General features: G+C 57.7%; 14 protein-coding genes. 5 read left to right on the top strand and 9 right to left on the bottom strand.

Features of this window, described 5'->3' with window-relative positions:
* Nucleotides 1-88: 88 nt before the first annotated feature.
* From AVCG78_RS23835 to AVCG78_RS23865, 7 genes are all read right to left on the bottom strand, one after another.
* Nucleotides 89-1,060: a sugar phosphate isomerase/epimerase family protein gene (locus AVCG78_RS23835; protein ID WP_071203559.1), complete on the bottom strand. Its 972-nt coding sequence runs from the start codon at nucleotides 1,058-1,060 to the stop codon at nucleotides 89-91.
* A gap of 112 nt (nucleotides 1,061-1,172) precedes the next feature.
* A complete protein-coding gene (gene rbsK / locus AVCG78_RS23840) occupies nucleotides 1,173-2,099 on the bottom strand; it encodes a ribokinase (RefSeq protein ID WP_071203413.1) in 927 nt (308 codons plus the stop codon).
* Nucleotides 2,100-2,109: 10 nt separating this feature from the next.
* A complete protein-coding gene (locus tag AVCG78_RS23845; protein ID WP_015918465.1) occupies nucleotides 2,110-2,565 on the bottom strand; it encodes an RbsD/FucU family protein in 456 nt (151 codons plus the stop codon).
* A gap of 41 nt (nucleotides 2,566-2,606) precedes the next feature.
* Nucleotides 2,607-3,539, bottom strand: a complete 933-nt coding sequence (locus AVCG78_RS23850; RefSeq protein WP_071203412.1) for a carbohydrate ABC transporter permease — start codon at nucleotides 3,537-3,539, stop codon at nucleotides 2,607-2,609.
* Nucleotides 3,540-3,549: 10 nt separating this feature from the next.
* A complete protein-coding gene (locus tag AVCG78_RS23855) occupies nucleotides 3,550-4,659 on the bottom strand; it encodes a carbohydrate ABC transporter permease (RefSeq protein WP_071203557.1) in 1,110 nt (369 codons plus the stop codon).
* A gap of 142 nt (nucleotides 4,660-4,801) precedes the next feature.
* The gene (locus AVCG78_RS23860) at nucleotides 4,802-6,463 is read right to left on the bottom strand and encodes an ABC transporter substrate-binding protein (RefSeq protein ID WP_071203411.1); all 1,662 of its coding nucleotides are present in this window, start codon (nucleotides 6,461-6,463) and stop codon (nucleotides 4,802-4,804) included.
* 99 nt (nucleotides 6,464-6,562) lie between these two features.
* Complete coding sequence (locus tag AVCG78_RS23865; protein ID WP_071203555.1) at nucleotides 6,563-7,624, bottom strand: ABC transporter ATP-binding protein; 1,062 nt, start codon at nucleotides 7,622-7,624, stop codon at nucleotides 6,563-6,565.
* 360 nt (nucleotides 7,625-7,984) lie between these two features.
* Between AVCG78_RS23865 and AVCG78_RS23870 the strand changes: the two genes are divergently transcribed.
* From AVCG78_RS23870 to AVCG78_RS23880, 3 genes are all read left to right on the top strand, one after another.
* Nucleotides 7,985-8,425, top strand: a complete 441-nt coding sequence (locus AVCG78_RS23870; RefSeq protein WP_071203410.1) for an RbsD/FucU family protein — start codon at nucleotides 7,985-7,987, stop codon at nucleotides 8,423-8,425.
* A 106-nt stretch (nucleotides 8,426-8,531) separates the two neighbouring features.
* On the top strand, nucleotides 8,532-8,789 hold the full coding sequence (locus AVCG78_RS23875; protein ID WP_071203409.1) for a WGR domain-containing protein: 258 nt from the start codon (nucleotides 8,532-8,534) through the stop codon (nucleotides 8,787-8,789).
* 111 nt (nucleotides 8,790-8,900) lie between these two features.
* Entirely contained in the window at nucleotides 8,901-9,662 is a 762-nt protein-coding gene (locus tag AVCG78_RS23880; protein WP_071584803.1) for a FadR/GntR family transcriptional regulator, read from the top strand.
* A gap of 3 nt (nucleotides 9,663-9,665) precedes the next feature.
* Here the strand turns inward: AVCG78_RS23880 and AVCG78_RS23885 are convergent, their stop codons facing one another.
* Nucleotides 9,666-10,451: a carbohydrate-binding protein gene (locus tag AVCG78_RS23885; protein ID WP_071203407.1), complete on the bottom strand. Its 786-nt coding sequence runs from the start codon at nucleotides 10,449-10,451 to the stop codon at nucleotides 9,666-9,668.
* 11 nt (nucleotides 10,452-10,462) lie between these two features.
* On the bottom strand, nucleotides 10,463-12,268 hold the full coding sequence (locus tag AVCG78_RS23890; protein WP_071203406.1) for a heparinase II/III domain-containing protein: 1,806 nt from the start codon (nucleotides 12,266-12,268) through the stop codon (nucleotides 10,463-10,465).
* Nucleotides 12,269-12,481: 213 nt separating this feature from the next.
* On the opposite strand from AVCG78_RS23890, the gene AVCG78_RS23895 reads away from it, so the two are divergent.
* Complete coding sequence (locus tag AVCG78_RS23895; RefSeq protein ID WP_071203553.1) at nucleotides 12,482-13,444, top strand: carbohydrate ABC transporter permease; 963 nt, start codon at nucleotides 12,482-12,484, stop codon at nucleotides 13,442-13,444.
* A gap of 3 nt (nucleotides 13,445-13,447) precedes the next feature.
* On the top strand, nucleotides 13,448-14,284 hold the full coding sequence (locus AVCG78_RS23900; RefSeq protein ID WP_015918454.1) for a carbohydrate ABC transporter permease: 837 nt from the start codon (nucleotides 13,448-13,450) through the stop codon (nucleotides 14,282-14,284).
* Nucleotides 14,285-14,287: the final 3 nt, after the last annotated feature.

A 14,287-nucleotide genomic window follows, 5' to 3' on the forward strand; every position in this document is an offset into this window, starting at 1 on the left:
TTCCTCCCAGGTGGTATCATCAAGCATGCCTCCGGCATGCCTTTGGTTACAAAGGTCTGAAATCTCGGGGTATTTGGAATTGCGGGCCTTAGCCCAGCATCAGTTCCTGAACGATGGCCTGCGCGGACACGGCATCCTGACGGTCGATGGCGCCCGAAAGACGATTGTCCTGATCGAGGCGATCGACAATCCGCAGCATGCGCTTGACGGTCTGGATATTGACCTCGCATTCGTGGACGGGATCGAGACCCGTCATGTCCGGGAACGTGTCGAAGTAGATGGCGCCATCATAGCCGTCCTTGCGGATCTGGCGCAGAAGCTCGATGGTCTGCTGGGTGTGGACCGCGCCCACCATCAGGCCATCGTCGCGCTTGGCATAGCCATCGTTCAGATGCACACCGAGAACGCGGCTATGGCGGGCAATCAAGGCGGCGGCAAAGGCTGGCTGTTCATCGGCGTAGAGAACGTGGGCAAAGTCCAGCGTCACACCAAGATTGGGCATATCGACATCCCTGATGGCCAGCAATGTCGTTGCCGCATCTGGCATCAGGCTGTAGGACCGAGGTTCGTTTGGCTTGTACTCGATGCTGATCTGGCAATCCGGATCATGGGCGCAAACTTCACGAATTCCGTCAATTTCGTGTTGCCACAGGGTGTGATAGTCGGCCTGGAAGGCGTAATCGAATCCATCCTGGCCGAGCCAGAGCGTCATCAGCCTGCTACCTGCGGCGCGGGCCGCATCGATCCCTGCCTTGGTGAGATCGATGGCTTCCCGCCGGACTGCCGGATCGGGATTGGTGAATGCGCCGATCTTGAAGGCGGGATTGGTGTAATAGCGCATGGCAAACCCATTGATTGCCAGGCCCATATCGCCGATCTGGCGGGCCAAAACAGCAGGGTCTTCGCCAACATGATCGGGATAATTGAGATCGAGATCCGTTAGCCCATCGACTTTTGCGGCACGCTTTGCCATTTGCAGCATGGTCGGCTTGCCGGACAGGTCCGGCCATTCTGCCTTTGGGCAGGAGGCAAAGGAATTCAGGCGGGTTGCAAATTTCAGCTGGGTCACGGCTCTGGCTCACTTTGATCACTACACTTCATACTTCACAAAATAATTGTGATTTGTAAAGTAAAAAATCTCTTAGACCCCAGTGAATTGCCTGGAGCCGACCTCAGCCACGCAGCAATGCCTCGATTTCGCTGCGCTCCGGCATGGCGGGCGCGGTTCCCCGGCGGGTCACGGCGATGCCCGCCGTCGCACATCCAAACCGGACCGCGTCGAGCGGAGTAAACCCATCGGCAAGCGCTGCGGCAAAACCGCCGACGAAGGCGTCCCCTGCCCCTGTCGTATCGATGACAGGCCCGGCTGCAATGGCCGGAACCGCCACCGAGGCATCGTGGCTATGAAACAACACGCCTCTGCTGCCGAGCGTGATGATGGCAGTACCGACACCGCGCTCCAGAAGCACATCCCCCGCCCGCTTAGCATCTTCAATCGTATTGAGCGGAAAGCCAACCAATGCGGCGGCTTCGGTTTCGTTGGGAATGATATAGTCGCATAGCGGATAGATCGCGTCTGGAAACGGCTCGGCGGGGGCGGGGTTGAAGATCGTGGTGACGCCAGCCTTACGGGCGATCATCAGCCCGTGGTGGGCCGCCTCGGCAGGCTGCTCCAGCTGCGTCACGAAAATCGCGCTGGTCTCGATGGTTTGCCGCGCCGCCTCGACATCCTCAATGGTAATGGTTCCGGCTGCACCTGGATAGACGATGATGGCATTGTCGCCCGTCTTGTCGTTGACATAGATGAATGCGGCACCGGTGGGCTGGTCGTCCATAATGGTCAGTTTTGGCAGGACACCCGCATCCGCATAGGTCTTCAACGCCAGATCACCGAACGTGTCGCGGCCGATCTTCGAGATGAAGGAGACGTTCGCGCCCTCCCCGGCCCTTGCTGCCGCAACCGCCTGGTTGGAGCCCTTGCCGCCCGGCCCGACGGAAAAGCCGCTGCCGGTGATCGTCTCGCCCACCACCGGCAATCGCGCCGCAAGATAAGCGGTATCGGCAACAAAGATTCCAAGTATCGAAACGCCCTTGCCCATCCTGCCCTCCTTATGCTCCAGCCGGTGGGATGACGCCCTTGGTGAACAGGAAGCAGCCGTAGAAGCGGGTTTCGCCGGTTGAAATCACACAATAGGCCTTCTTTGCAAGATCGTAGAATGCAAACCGCTCGATGCCGTACATCGGCGACGGCTTGCCCTCGGCGCGGTCGATTTCCACTTGGACCTCGCGTTGCACCGGCTGAATGTCGTCCGGGGCACCCATAACTTCCATACGACCTGCCGAATTTTGCAAGGGTGTATCGAGCGGCAAAACCGACAGCAGGACGCGCACAGCTTCTGCGGCGGATAGATTAGCCATGGAGAGCGGACGGCCCAGCACGGTTTGGCGCGCCACGCTATCGCTGGGGAAATTGGTATCGGAAATCACAAGTGTATCGCCATGCCCCATGGATCGCAGCGCATGCAGCACGTCGGCATTCAAGGCAGGATGAAGATTTTTCAGCATGGGACACTCCTTGTTTAACTTAACTTACTACAATGACTGGCCTATTTGACCGCACCGGCGGTCAAGCCCTTGACGATATAGCGCTCCAGGAAAATACCGACCAGGACAAGCGGCATGATGGCGGCGGTGGCGATAGCGGCCATGGACCACCAATTGATCCCTTGCGAGCCAGTCTGGCTGGCCACCATGACGGGCAGCGTCTTGGCGTTCGAACTGGTCAGGAGCGCTGCGAAGAAATATTCGTTCCAGCAGAGAATAACCGACAGGATGAAGGCGGCCACCATTCCTGGGAGGGCGATGGGCAGGACGATTCGCATAAACGCCCCCCAGATCGAGCAGCCATCGACAAGGGCTGCCTGCTCGAGTTCGACGGGGATCGTGTCGAACTGGTCACGCATGATCCAGATGACGATGGGCAGTACCATCAGCGTGTATACCAGAACGAGACCGGTCAGAGTATCCAGCAGCATCAGGTGTTTATAGAGCACCAGAAACGGCATGGCGAGCACGACGGGTGGCAGGATCAATTGGGACAGGAAGAAGAACGAGATATCCTTGTTACGCAACCAGAGAAATTTGTAGGAAAACCGGCTAAGGCCATAGGCCGCCAGCGATCCGATCACCACAGCCAGAAACGAGGCTCCAGCCGAGGCGACGACGCTGTTGAAGAAGCGCCGCATGAATTCGTCGCGCACTGTCGAGGCCACGAATATCGTGTCCGGCGAAAGGCCGAGCGAGCGCCAGCCCTTCCAGTCCGGCGTAAAATCCACGAAGGGAATGAGGTGGCCCTGGGTGACATTGACGGCGGTCTTGAAGGATGTCGTGATGGTCCAGTAGATCGGAAACAGGGAGATAAAGGCCCAGAACACCAAGGCGGCATAAATCAGCAGACTGCTTGTCAGAAATTGAAGGCGACGAAACCGGGGTTCGGCTCGGCTTTCAGGGCCGTTATGGCTGGTGCTTGTGTTTGCCATGGTCGGTGCCTCAGTTGGAACGTTGCAGCCAGCGGCTCGTCACCTTGAGGATGAGCGAGACGAAGATAATGATGATGACGAGATAGAACTCGGCCAGCATGGTGCCGTAGCCGACATTCGACCGGTCACGATATTCCCGGAAGATGAAGCTGGAGACCGTATCTGTCGCGCCGCCGGGTCCGCCTGCGGTGACATTGATGACGATATCGGCAAGCTTCAACTGGAAAATGATCCGCAGGATAATCACGGTGACGCTGACCGGCAGCATCAGCGGAAAGGTGATTTCCTTGAAGCTCTGCCAGCCGGAAGCGCCATCGACCTTGGCGGCCTCCTTAATCTCCGTTGGCAAGGCCTGAAGCCCGGCCAGAAGCAGGATCATCATGAAGGGGATCGAGACCCAGGCATCCATGGCCATCAGCGAGAGACGGGCAAGCCATGGGGTCGAGAAAAACGCGGGGTTGTCCCATCCGAGATGCCGGGCAAGCGTTGCCGCCGGGCCGAAGCGATATTCCATCAGCGATTTGCCGATCATCCAGCTGACGGCAACCGGGCTCAACATCAGCGGCAGAAGGAAGGCGACGCGAAAGAACTTCCGGGCCTTGATTTCGGCGTTCAAAAGCAGCGCGAGGCCAAAGGCAATGGCATATTGCACAAGAACCGCCAGAACATAATAGACCATGTTCAACAGCGCGTTCCAGAAATAAAAGTCAGCAAACAGCGTGCGTAAGTTGTCGATGCCGTTGAAGCGCCGCCCTGCGGCAGCGCTGAGGTTCCAGTCGGTGAAGGCAATATAGAGGCCGAACACCGTGGGAAATACCACCATGGCGACCGTAAACAGCACCGCCGGCAGAACGAACACGGCCCGCTGGCCAGCTTCGCCACGGATCATGATCTGCGCGGCGCACAGAGCCACGGCCCAGACGATATAGGCATAGAGCAAGGGACGCCAGCTGACGAGACCAAGCGATGTCACCCCGGCTACATCGAGAATTTGCAGAATAAGCACGCCAAGCAGCAGCACCGTGGCCACCGTCAGCAGCAGGCGGCCACGCTTAGCGCCGGTTTGCCGCAGCGATAGCCTTTCGGTCGGGCGAATGACAGGCATGGTCGTGTCGGACATCAGCAAACCCTTGGGCATAGCGCCCTGCACAAAACCGTTGGCCAAAATTGGCTTTAGGCGGTCAATAGATGTCAGGCGACATGGGAAAGCCGCCTGACGCCTTATGGAAATACCAGCGGCAGTTTCCTGCCGCTGGCATGGCTCAAACGCCGAGCGAGGCCTTGTAGAGAGATATCTGCTTGTCGCGGCCAAGCTGATCGGTGAGTTTTTCCCAGGCCGCCGCAATCGCATCGGCGCCTTCCTGGGGCTTCACCCTTCCCGCAAACACCTTTGCCAATTCGTCTTCCGCCACGCTGTAATATTGGAAGATACCGGGAATACGTGGCTCGATGGCGGCGTTCGGATGGTTGTAGGACTTCGACTGGGAGGCGAGATAATTGCTGATGAACGCCTCCTCATAGCCCGCGGCCACCCATTCCTTGATATCGAACTGGCTCTTGCGATAGCACTGGAAGCCGGAGGGATAAGCCGCCGTCCACAAGGCGAGATCCTTGCCACCGAGATGGGCTGCCGCACTCCAAGCCGCCTTCTTTTTCTTCTCGTCCTTATCGACACGAGCCATGACGTAAACGCCCCAACCCAGATAGGCCATGTTGGGCGCATAGTTCGGCCCGCTGGCCAGCGTCTCCCATTTCCCGGTCTTGGCATTATAGACATCGTCGGAGCCGGGAAGAATGTCGAAGGCGATGGTATCGCCCACCACCGAACTATCGCTGGTTTGGGCGCTTTGCCCGACATCGCCCCACCAGGAGACCATGGAGCCGGTTCCGGCCAGAAACTGCTGGAACGCCGTCGTGCCGGGATCGGCATTCAGCTGGTCGCCGGCTTCGGAAGGCAGGGCATCGACCACGTCCTGTATAGCGCGCACCCAGGCCGGATTATTGATACGCGGCTTCATCGTATCGATGTCGAACAGCCAGGCCTTGTCATCAGGGTGCTTGGCATAGGCCGTTGCGCGACTGCCGAGGAAGTAGAAACCAAAACCACCCCAGGCCTTTGGTGCATCGAGATAGCCGATGGCATCGGCACCGGCGATTTTCTTGCCCTTGAGGAACTTGGTCGCTTCCTGCACCTGCTGCCAGGTTTTCGGCACGCCCCATTCGCCAGCATGGCCTTCGGCTTTCCAGGCCTTGGCGAGATCGGCGTCGGTGAAATAATCCTTGCGGTAGTTGAAGTTGTGGCAATCGCCATCCACCGAAACGCGGTAGACTTTGCCACCCCAGGTGCCGACCGGGGCCTTCAGGTAATCGACGTAATCCTCCATGTCGATCTGGGCCTTCACCCAGTCCGGCATTTCCGAGGCAAGACCCTTGCCGCAGACATCGCCCTCAAACGGCGCGCCCATTTCCAGAAGGTCGAAATCCACGGTGCCGGTGGCAATCGCTTGTTGAAGACGGGGATTGTAATCGGCCTGGGCCAGGTCGATCCAGGTGATCTTCGCGCCGGTATAATCCTCCCAGGGCTTCAGGAAGCCGCGAAACAGCACATTGTGCAGATTCTGATTGTTCAGGCCCATGAAGGACAGTTCGACGCCAGCGAACTCTCCCTTCTTGACGGTCTTCTTCGTGGCCTCCAGGCACAGCTCGCCGACCTTCTGCCAATCGGCATCGGTGGGAGAGCCTTTTCCAACGCCGGGTATTTGCAGGATCTGCATGCGCAGGGACGCCTCGTCGGCCAGTGCCGTTCCGGCATTGCCCAGCAACCCGCCGGCAGCCGCCACAGCCCCAAGGCTTGCACCGGTCTTCAGGATGGCGCGACGGCTCAGGCCTATCGCCATCATCCTCTCGTATTCGCTGACTTTCATACCTGTCTCCTCCCTTGTTCGCCTATGTCAAATAACTGCTTTCACATGTCCCCTCCCGTGGACGGGCGAAAGCAGGCTTCCACTTTTCCCTGACAAACTCTATTCCAACCGCAGCCCCGTTTCAGCGTCGAACAGATGGACCATGGCCGGGTTCGGCGTCATGGCAATCATCTGTCCGGACGGCTCTGCCAAACGCTCGCGGAACACGCCGATAACTTTCTGCTGGCCAAGCCGGGCAAAGACCTGGGTTTCCGTTCCCGTCGATTCCAGCACGGTAACGTTAGCGGTGACATCGCCGCCAAGCACAAAATGCTCAGGCCGAACGCCGTAGAAAGCCGCTCGTCCGTCCGAACCTGCAGGAGCCGAATTCAAGGGAAGTCGGATGCTCTCTTCGGTCTCGAAAAACGGCGTTGCAGATGCCCGGATATGACCCTTGATCAGGTTCATCGACGGCGAACCGATAAACCCAGCCACGAACATGTTGGCTGGCGCATCGTAAAGCGCCAGCGGCGAGCCGATCTGCTCGACGCGACCATCCCGCAACACGACGATACGGTCCGCCATGGTCATGGCTTCGACCTGGTCATGGGTGACGTAAATCATCGTCGTCGCCAGACGGCGTTGCAATTCCTTGATTTCAGCCCGCATCTGGACCCGCAATTTGGCGTCGAGATTGGACAGTGGTTCGTCGAACAGGAAAACCTTCGGATCCCGGACAATCGCCCGGCCCATCGCCACGCGCTGCCGCTGCCCGCCGGAAAGCTGACGGGGGTAGCGAGTCAGATAAGGGACCAGATCGAGAATTTCTGCTGCCTTGCGAACGCGCTCGTCAATGAAGGACTTGGTTTCACCGCGCATCTTCAGCGCAAAGCCCATATTCTCCGCCACGGTCTTGTGCGGATATAGCGCATAGCTTTGGAACACCATGGCGATATCGCGATCCTTTGGTGGCAGGTCGTTGACGACTTTTCCGTCGATAACGACATCGCCAAAGGTGATCGGCTCCAGCCCGGCAACCATGCGCAGCAGCGTGGACTTGCCGCATCCCGATGGGCCGACAAGAACAACGAATTCACCATCAGGAATCTCGACGGAAACGCCATGGATAACCCTCAGGCTACCATAGGCCTTGCCGACATTGACGATATTCATCGATGCCAAAAGCAGTTCTCCTCCCAGGACGGAGTGCATTGCGCACTCCGTTTAAGCGGTTTTCCGGAAAACCGTAACGGCTGGAGACCTCCCTCTCGCCGTGACAGTCCTTGCGTCCGGAAAGACGCTATCTGCACCGAGAACTTCACACAATCTTTTATTTTGGTAAAGTCGGTTATTGCGTTTCTCTTAAATATTTTCGATGCTCACCAAAGTGCAGTCGAAACGGGAGTTTGGGCGACGTTGAACTATGGATTGCGGTGAATATAGCCCTCGCGCAGCCCTGTTTAAGCATCGCCGCATCGGGAAGCATCACAAAAAAATGTCAAATCGTGAAGAAATTCACGATCGCAAAGGGAAGGCAAGCCAATGCTGAAGGGAATAGATCCGGTTTTGAACGCTGAATTGCTGCATGCCTTGATGCTGATGGGCCACGGCGACCAATTGGTGCTGTGCGATATCAACCATCCGGCCGAGACGATTGCCAAGCACACGACCTATGGCAAGCTGATCAATCTGTCGGGTTGCGGTCTTGAGGTTGCCACGGCAGCGATCCTGACGCTTTTCTCCCTCGATACCTTTGTGGAAGCGCCGGTGAAGAGAATGCAGGTGGTTGGCGACCCTGGTGGACAGGTACAGATCTTTTCGGCCATCCAGCATGTGGTGGACCGCGCGGAAGGACGACCGATCAAGATCGACGCCTTGGAACGTTTCGCTTTTTACGCCGAGGCAAAGACGTCCTTTGCGATCGTTAGAACCTCCGATCCCGGCCCCTATGGATGCTTTATTTTCAGCAAGGGCGTCGTTTAATTCGAACGCAAATGTGTCTTGATCTATCAGAGGGGTGAATCGATCAGGCCGGATCGATTCAGATAACTCGTTGGACGCGTCAATCGAACCACGCCAGACTCTGGCCATGGAGAAAGAGAACAACAGCCCGGTCCAACTTCGCCGTATCGACCCGTCGCAAAACATGCGGCGCTTTTACACGCTCGCACTGCAACCGACCCTGTTCGGCGGCGCCTCGGTGATCCGCAACTGGGGACGGATTGGTACGACAGGCCAGACTATGATCGAGACCTTCGACCGAAAAGAGGATGCCCAGCGGGTGCTTTCACGCCTGGAGCGGACGAAAAGAAAACGAGGTTATCATGATGCGGGTCGTCTAACTTGATAGACATCAGACATATTCATGCTTTTTTACAGAGCAGTTGAATTTGCGTACGATTCATCATACATATTCCACTTAGAGAGACGAAAACGGCTCTGCCTTCTGCGGCAGGGCATGAAAGTGGTGGATGGCGTGACCGGTCAAGTGAAAACACGCGCCAAAGGCGCTGGCTCCCTGGTTGCACAGGTCAGCGACAGCCTTCGCAAGGCGATCCTTGGCGGGGACTATGCGCCGGGCGATCGGCTTCCCAGCGAAATGGAACTGACCGAGGCCCATGGTGTCAGCCGGACCGTCATCCGTGAGGCAGTCACCGGCCTGCGTTACGATGGGCTGGTCGAGGTGCGCCAAGGGGCTGGCATTTTCGTCCTCAATCATCATCAATCACGCTCAAACCCGTCGAAGCTGGATCGCGCCCGGCTGTCCTCAGATCTAGAGGTTTTGGAGATCCGCACGCCGCTGGAGATAGAGGCTGCCGGGCTTGCCGCGCTGCGCCGTTCGCCTGCGCAGGAGGAAGCGATTTTCTATTGCCATGCAAAATTGCTGGCCTGTATCGAGGCCGACCGCTCCATTCGAGAGGCCGACCTGGCCCTGCACATGGCGATTGCTGCGGCCACCAATAATCCGCTGTTTACGCAATTTCTCGAGATGCACGGCGCATCCGCTATCCCTCAGTCCAAAGTGGTCGCGGAAAACCGGGCTGCTGAACAAACGGCCTATCGCCGCCTCATTCACAGGGAACACCAGGCCGTGGTCGTGGCGATTTCCGACGGCGACGAAAAAGCCGCCCGCGCCGCCATGCAGGATCATCTGCGCGGCAGCCAGTTGCGCTACCGTGATCTGTTGCGCGATCTGCGCGGCATCGGCAGCGAGACCTGAATCTCAGGCTTCCGTCCCCCAGACCTCGATCTGGGTAAGCGCCGGAAACGGCGATGGATCATCGGCTTTCACCAGACTGTGCAGCCGAACCCATTCGGTGCGCGTTTCGGGCAGGCTAAAACGCTGGGCGGCAGAGGATTTAACCAGCGCCAACCGCGTTTCCTCTCCACCCGAAAAGCTCAGAACAGCACTTTCCCACCAGGCATCGTGCGGGAAATCAGCTCGCAGAGTGAGAACCACTTCACTGAGCGTGACCGGGCGGCCGAAAAACAGGGTCAGGGCAGCCTGCGGGTCCCTGTTGATCCCCCAACTGGTGAACGGCCAGAAACCGTGATTGCTATTGGCTCGCTCGCCATCGATGACATTGCGAACTGCGAAGGCCGCCTCCCCGCGTGTTTCGACATTGGCCTCGACATGCGGAAAAGCTTGAGAATTGGCGTGGTCGTCCAGGGGGTTAAAGGCAAGGTTTCTCTGTGCCACTATCTCTTCCGACCTCGCCTTCGCAGCGTAAAGCCGGTGCAGGTCTCCGCAAAATGCATGGGGTTGATAAGCGATCTTTCTGGCGCCGAACGGTATGGAAAAGCTAAAACGGCCCTGCGGCAAATACAGGATTGCCGGTGCTATGGCGGCATCAAGTGCCAGACGGACATGACCGGGCTCGGACACGTCGACTAATAGCCGGTCGCCGTCACGGTAGGGCTGGCGATAGACCAGAAAGGTTTCGTGGTCCGCACTGCTCTGCGCCAGGTTTTGGCCCGCAGCATCCACCACAGTGAGTGTCACTCTCATCCTCACCCTCCTCAAGTAATCGTCAGCGATAAGCGCGGTGTCTGAAACGGCAGCAGAATACGGAAAATTCTCTCCGGCCATGCCTGCCGCAGCCGGGGATCGCCGATGTCGATTGCCTCGATGATTGGCTCTGCCGCACCGCTCACACTAATTTCGCCGAGCCCGTCCAGGACCAGCCTCCCTGCTTCCATACGTGGCGCAACGCAGGTCATCAGTGATAGGACCGCAGGCTTGTCACCGTCATGCTCATCGACAACTTCGATATGGCTGCCACGAATGAGCCTGACGCTGCGGCGATAAGAGCGTAGCGCTGCTTCCTTCGGGTAAGCTGCGGCTATCTCCAGCGAAATGCGGGCCTCCTCCACCTCGAAAGCCGTCTCGACATCGCGTGCGGCACATTCCGGCCCCTCCTGCTGCATGACGCCCGCAAAAGCAGGAAGGTTGTGGTAAGCCGATTGCATCGTCCAGATCTCGTAACGCTGCGGCGAGAAAGTCTTGGCCGTATAGGTTTCGACGCCGATATCGATGAGAAACGGTTGTCCGTTCTTGTAAAGCGTCAGGCTGCCGACATCGTTATGATTATGGCTTTCGCCGTTGTGTCCGCCCTTCACCGCGAGATCGAAACGGCTGTCGCGGGCAATGAAAAGCCCGGTGCCGGGGTAGAAAATGTCGCCTTTTGCAGCCGGATTTGCAGGCGCGGACGCAACATCCGGCAAGCGTGTGGCTGCCATCAACCGGTACCAAAGGTTCCACTCTTTCGACAGCAGCGGATCGGCGGATTGTTGAAGATCGGCAGCGGCAAAATCCATCAGCGCCTTCGAGCCAACCGCTTGGCCGAACAGATATTCTCTGATGCTACAGGGTTCCAGAACTGCGGATGAATCGGCAAAATTGAAATAATGCCGTCCAGACACATGCATGTTGAGGATGTATTCCCCCATATTGCGGATCTTGGCTGCCTGCCAAAGCGGACGGCACAGGTCCGGCACGACCTGATCCAGCACGGTCATGGCGCCAAACAGACAGAGAGCGGCATGGCGATAATAGAGCACGCCTTCCTCGCAGGCGCCGTCCTCGGCATAGTCCTTGAGAAAGGCATCGAGACTGCCCAGCGCTTTGACCAGCACTGCACGGCGAATCTCCTGGCTCGTGGGCAGGGAAAACGTGGCGATCAGGACGTTCTGGGTGATCCAGGCAGTCCAGTTGTTCATCCTCTCGTTTCCCTGCCCCATCCACCAGAAATGCCGGGTAAGATACGGGGTGATGATACGCCGGTGGATCTCCTGCTCTATGCGGGCCGGCAGGCGCGGATCGCGTTGCGCAAGGGCGGGTCGCAGCAGCCAAACAAGGATTGCCAGGTTCGCCGCCGTTTCCGCCGCAAAGAGATCAACCACCGGGTCATCAGGATCGGCAAAGGGCTGGCGCGGACCGCCCCGTCCATAAGCGTTATGCGCTGGCAATTGCCACCCGCTTTCCTCACAGATCAGAATGACGCCATCGATAATGGCGTCGATGAAGTCGCCTCCGCCCTCACCTGTGTCCTTGGCGCATTCCGCCAGAACCAGATCGTTCAGCATCAGGCGGCGACGGAAATACAGGTCTTCGAAGCGCGAACGATTTCCTGTCTGGGTATAGTCACGGTAATGAGAGGCAAGGATCTGCGGCCATTCGGCCTCCAGCGCCGTACGGCCTGCGGCCTTTAGGGCGGTGAGATGTTCGACGCCCAGTCGTTGCAGCAACGCATGGACGTCGGCACCTGCGGCCGGTTGGAAATCGGCAAGATGAGGCGGCAAGCTGCCAATATGCTCGCTGAACATTGTGCTCACCTCCCCTTCCTCACCGTCTAGCAATCCCCTGCTATCATACCTATTTTCACCTTTCCAGTAAATTTGTCTGATGTTATCGGAAGTTGTTTGACCAATAAACGATCTATGCTATGCAGGGATTGGGAGACGGGTGCAACCGACAGGCGGCCCCGTATGGAACGCTTAAAGCATGGCACGATGCGGCTTCGTGCGGGAGGAAAGCTGATGACGGTCATCAGTCCGGTTCTATCTGGCGGCAGCGCCGAGAACGGCAAAGGTGCGAGTTCGAAGCGCAGGGTGCGGATCGTGTCCAGGCGCCGGCGGCGGATCGAAAATGCGCTGATTGCCTATTCCTTCATTGCACCGAATTTCCTGGGCTTTGCCGTCTTCACGCTCGGTCCCATCCTGTTCGCCTTTGTGCTGGCTTTCATGCATTGGGATGGGTCAAACCCGATCACCTTTGCCGGGCTCGATAATTTCTGGCGGCTGTTTGAAGACAAGGCCTTTATCTCCGCCTTCTGGAACACAGTGATCTACACTCTTGTCTCAGTACCTGCGACACTTGCCTGCGCGCTTGGTCTTGCCATCCTGCTCAACCAGAAAATCCGTGGTCGCGATTTCTTCCGCACCGCGATGTTCTTTCCCTATGTCGCGTCACTGGTCGCCGTGGCTGTCGTCTGGAACATGCTGTTCAACCCCGAAATGGGGCCGGTGAACATGTTGCTCTACACGCTCGGTCTCGACCCCGATGACATGCCCGGCTGGGCCGCTGACCGGCACTGGGCGATGGTCACCGTCATCCTGTTCGGTATCTGGAAGAGCATGGGCTATTACATGGTCATCTATCTGGCCGGCCTACAGGGCATCAATGCCGAATTATACGAGGCGGCCGGTCTCGACGGCGCCAATGGCTGGCAGAAATTCCGGCATGTCACCGTGCCGCAGCTTGCCCCGACGACGTTTTTCGTCACGGTCATGCTGACGATCCAGTCCTTTAAGGTGTTCGATCAGGTCTATATGATCACCCAGGGCGGGCCTGGAACCTCTACACTCGTGCTGGTCTACCATATCTATAACGAAGCCTTCATTTCCTGGGATCTCGGCTATTCCAGCATGATTGCGCTGGTGCTGTTCTTCCTGGTTCTGGCGGTCACCGTGGTCCAGTTCCGTCGCCAGAGGGAGGACTGAACCATGCGGATTGCCGGACGCAGGATCAATGTCTCGACAATTGCCATCTACGCAACGGTCATCGCCGTCACCATCATCATGCTGCTGCCGTTTGCCTGGATGCTGTCGGCCTCGCTAAAGCTCGACCGCGACGTTTTTGTCTTCCCGATCGAATGGATACCGGCCCATCCGCGCTGGCAGAACTATGTCGATATCTGGACGAAGATTCCGCTGGCCCTGTTCATCTACAACACCTCGAAGCTGACGATCATCGTCACGCTTTTGCAATTGTTGACGTCGAGTTTCGCGGCCTATGCTTTCGCCAAACTGCATTTTCCCTTCAAGAACACGCTGTTTCTCGGCTACATCGCCACCATCGCCATGCCCTGGCAGGTCTATATGGTGCCACAATTCCTGCTGATGCGGGAATTCGGGCTGAACAACACCCATCTGGCACTGATCTGCTTGCAGGCGTTCACAGCCTTCGGCGTCTTCCTGATGCGGCAGTTCTATATGTCGATCCCGACAGAACTCTGCGAAGCCGCCCGGATCGACGGGATGAACGAATACCAGATCTGGGCGAAGATCATGCTGCCGCTGTCGAAGCCAGCGCTATCGACTCTGACGATCTTCACCTTCGTGACCACATGGAACGATTTTCTGGGGCCGATGATCTATCTCACTAAGACCGAACTGAAGACCATCCAGATCGGGCTTCGAATGTTCATATCGCAATATTCCGCCGAATACGGGCTGATCATGGCGGCGTCGGTCGTCGCGCTCATTCCCGTACTGATTGTCTTTCTCGCCTTGCAGCGCTTCTTTGTTGAAGGCGTCGCATCAACCGGGCTGAAGGGGTGATGC

The organism is Gillisella vitis, assembly GCF_021559775.1.
Lineage (GTDB): Bacteria > Pseudomonadota > Alphaproteobacteria > Rhizobiales > Rhizobiaceae > Allorhizobium > Allorhizobium ampelinum.

Bases quoted from the DNA above. Each gene is read 5' to 3' on its own strand.
- rbsK (WP_071203413.1), bottom strand. From the start codon at position 2,099: ATGGGCAAGGGCGTTTCGATACTTGGAATCTTTGTTGCCGATACCGCT.
- AVCG78_RS23845 (WP_015918465.1), bottom strand. From the start codon at position 2,565: ATGCTGAAAAATCTTCATCCTGCCTTGAATGCCGACGTGCTGCATGCG.
- AVCG78_RS23850 (WP_071203412.1), bottom strand. From the start codon at position 3,539: ATGGCAAACACAAGCACCAGCCATAACGGCCCTGAAAGCCGAGCCGAA.
- AVCG78_RS23855 (WP_071203557.1), bottom strand. From the start codon at position 4,659: ATGTCCGACACGACCATGCCTGTCATTCGCCCGACCGAAAGGCTATCG.
- AVCG78_RS23860 (WP_071203411.1), bottom strand. From the start codon at position 6,463: ATGAAAGTCAGCGAATACGAGAGGATGATGGCGATAGGCCTGAGCCGT.
- AVCG78_RS23870 (WP_071203410.1), top strand. From the start codon at position 7,985: ATGCTGAAGGGAATAGATCCGGTTTTGAACGCTGAATTGCTGCATGCC.
- AVCG78_RS23875 (WP_071203409.1), top strand. From the start codon at position 8,532: ATGGAGAAAGAGAACAACAGCCCGGTCCAACTTCGCCGTATCGACCCG.
- AVCG78_RS23880 (WP_071584803.1), top strand. From the start codon at position 8,901: ATGAAAGTGGTGGATGGCGTGACCGGTCAAGTGAAAACACGCGCCAAA.
- AVCG78_RS23885 (WP_071203407.1), bottom strand. From the start codon at position 10,451: ATGAGAGTGACACTCACTGTGGTGGATGCTGCGGGCCAAAACCTGGCG.
- AVCG78_RS23890 (WP_071203406.1), bottom strand. From the start codon at position 12,268: ATGTTCAGCGAGCATATTGGCAGCTTGCCGCCTCATCTTGCCGATTTC.
- AVCG78_RS23895 (WP_071203553.1), top strand. From the start codon at position 12,482: ATGACGGTCATCAGTCCGGTTCTATCTGGCGGCAGCGCCGAGAACGGC.
- AVCG78_RS23900 (WP_015918454.1), top strand. From the start codon at position 13,448: ATGCGGATTGCCGGACGCAGGATCAATGTCTCGACAATTGCCATCTAC.